General features: G+C 33.6%; 3 protein-coding genes. All 3 read right to left on the reverse strand.

The window, feature by feature from the left end; genetic code table 11:
• Window positions 1-154 precede the first annotated feature (154 nt).
• On the reverse strand, window positions 155-658 hold the full coding sequence (locus CWS31_RS17140; RefSeq protein ID WP_148747789.1) for a hypothetical protein: 504 nt from the start codon (window positions 656-658) through the stop codon (window positions 155-157).
• Window positions 659-766: 108 nt separating this feature from the next.
• Window positions 767-1,270, reverse strand: a complete 504-nt coding sequence (locus CWS31_RS17145) for a GNAT family N-acetyltransferase (protein ID WP_211355859.1) — start codon at window positions 1,268-1,270, stop codon at window positions 767-769.
• 116 nt (window positions 1,271-1,386) lie between these two features.
• Window positions 1,387-1,818 (reverse strand): hypothetical protein, encoded by a 432-nt coding sequence (locus CWS31_RS17150; RefSeq protein WP_101342769.1) that lies wholly within the window; start codon window positions 1,816-1,818, stop codon window positions 1,387-1,389.
• Between the last annotated feature and the right edge of the window lie 281 nt (window positions 1,819-2,099).

Genomic DNA, 2,099 nt, shown 5'->3' on the forward strand with positions numbered 1-2,099 from the left:
CAAAACGTGAATCAAAAAATATACCTTACGCAAATAACCCAATACACCTAACGCCCCTGTTAAGAGGCTAAAAATTGTTGGCTAAAATCAGCGAGGCACGAGCGCGAGCCAACTGTTTTTAGTCCTTTTGAACGCCTTGTTAGCATGATTTTTCTCACAAGCTAGAAATATACTCTTTTAAATCTATAGAGTAATAATAACCACCATCTCTAACTGACTTAGGATAATCGATATAAATATACGATGTTTTCATTTTTTCTTTATCTATATCTATCGAATAAACTTTTATACCATATTTATCAACTGACACAGGCTTTAACTTAACATTCAAAATTATTGGGTTACTTTGGTTCTTTTCGTAACCCGTATTCATTTTGGTTCGACGGTTTTCTTCAATATACTCATCCCAAATCTCTTCTCGAAATTTTTGCTCATAAGATGGTCTATGCTCTTTAGTCTGAATTAAAAATACATCTTTATTTTTTGGCAAATTTGTTAAATGAAAGTTTACTGAAGTTTTATTGATTTTTGAAATAGATGCATTTATCTCAATTTTGTATTCACTTTCAGTGAAAGGAGTTACATGCCCAAACTTTAGCCAAGAAGCTTGAACATGAAAAGATAAAAGTAATATTGATGCTAAAGTAAATAGTTTCATAATCATGCTAACGCCTCGTTAAGAGGCAAAAAATTGTTGGCTAAAATTAGCGACGAAGGAGCAAAAGCCAACTGTTTTTTGTCCTTTTAAACGACTTGTTAGCCGTTTTTATGCAAAAGCCTTATGGTATTCAACATTTCCGTTTGGCATGTCACCACTTAAAAGTAATGATTGAAAATACTCTGGCGGAACTCCTTTAAATACTAACCCACTAAATGCTTTAAAACCGAATCGATTATAGTACTCAGGTTCTCCGAGAAGTACGCAACCTTTACCATTTAACTCGCGGATAGCCTTTAAACCCGAAAGTATTAATTGTGAGCCTACTCCTTGGTTTTGATATTCAGGTTCAACAGAAACTGGTGCTAAACCATACCATTCGATGAATTCACCGCTTATATTAACTTTAGAAAAAGCTATATGTCCGATAATCACGTTATTAACTTCTGCAACTAAAGATACAGAAAGAGGATTATCGTTACGTAATTTAGCGACTATTTCATGTTCTGTTTGGTTGCTATGCGGATGATTTTTGAAAGCTTCGATTATGACTCTTTCAATAGAATTTATATCATCATTACATTCTGGTCGAATATCTATATTCTGATTCATATACTAAACCTTAGGAATACGGCTAACGCCCCGCTAAGGGGAAATTTATAAGTTGGCTAAAATAGCGAACGAAGTGAGAAAAAGCCAACTGTAAATTTTCCCACTTAAGCGCCTTGTTAGGTTTTTGTTACGAATGAAATATTAGCTGCTTTTTTTGCCGCAGCCCAAAATGCTAAATATGAGCTAAAGAAACTAAAAGCAGAGATAGCTAAAAACACAATTAAAAACAGCTGAGGTATATCGAACATATTTAAGGGAGCAATAATAAAGACCCCCAACAATAAGAGGTAAATAGCTTGACTACGTAACCGTAACTCAGAAAACAGCTCTTGATTTAAGAAGTCTTTATCTGCTTCAAGTTTAGATATATATAATTCTAATTCTTGTTTTTTCTTCAGGTTTCTAGACTTAATCGACTTTGAGTATTTTGAAAATACCTTATCTAAAGCCGGCTTTGTATATGCGGATAATAAATTAATGATAATTCCAGCAACAACAACACTTACCCACCAAATTGGTCTAGATAATTCGTTTAATACTTCTTCCATAATCTTCGGATACTCCTAAAAACCTAACGCCCCATTAAGAGGCAAAAAATTGTTTGCTAAAATGTTGAGGCACGAAACAGCAAACTGTTTTTTGTCCTGCTTTAATGCCTTGTTAGGTGTTTGAACTGATTAGAATTTATGCCACCTAAACTTACCAAACCACAATAAAGTAATTGGCAAAGTCTTGCACGAAATTTTGCAGTAAAAACTGAGAAATTAGCGCACCAAAAAGTTAAATAAACTGCTTTACTCAATTTTATGTAACACCGCGAAACAATAAT

Source organism: Colwellia echini (assembly GCF_002843355.2).
Taxonomy (GTDB): domain Bacteria; phylum Pseudomonadota; class Gammaproteobacteria; order Enterobacterales; family Alteromonadaceae; genus Colwellia; species Colwellia echini.

What these genes read in the sequence shown, in the direction of transcription:
- CWS31_RS17150 (WP_101342769.1), bottom strand. Translation starts at nt 1,818, where the DNA reads ATGGAAGAAGTATTAAACGAATTATCTAGACCAATTTGGTGGGTAAGT.
- CWS31_RS17145 (WP_211355859.1), bottom strand. Translation starts at nt 1,270, where the DNA reads ATGAATCAGAATATAGATATTCGACCAGAATGTAATGATGATATAAAT.
- CWS31_RS17140 (WP_148747789.1), bottom strand. Translation starts at nt 658, where the DNA reads ATGAAACTATTTACTTTAGCATCAATATTACTTTTATCTTTTCATGTT.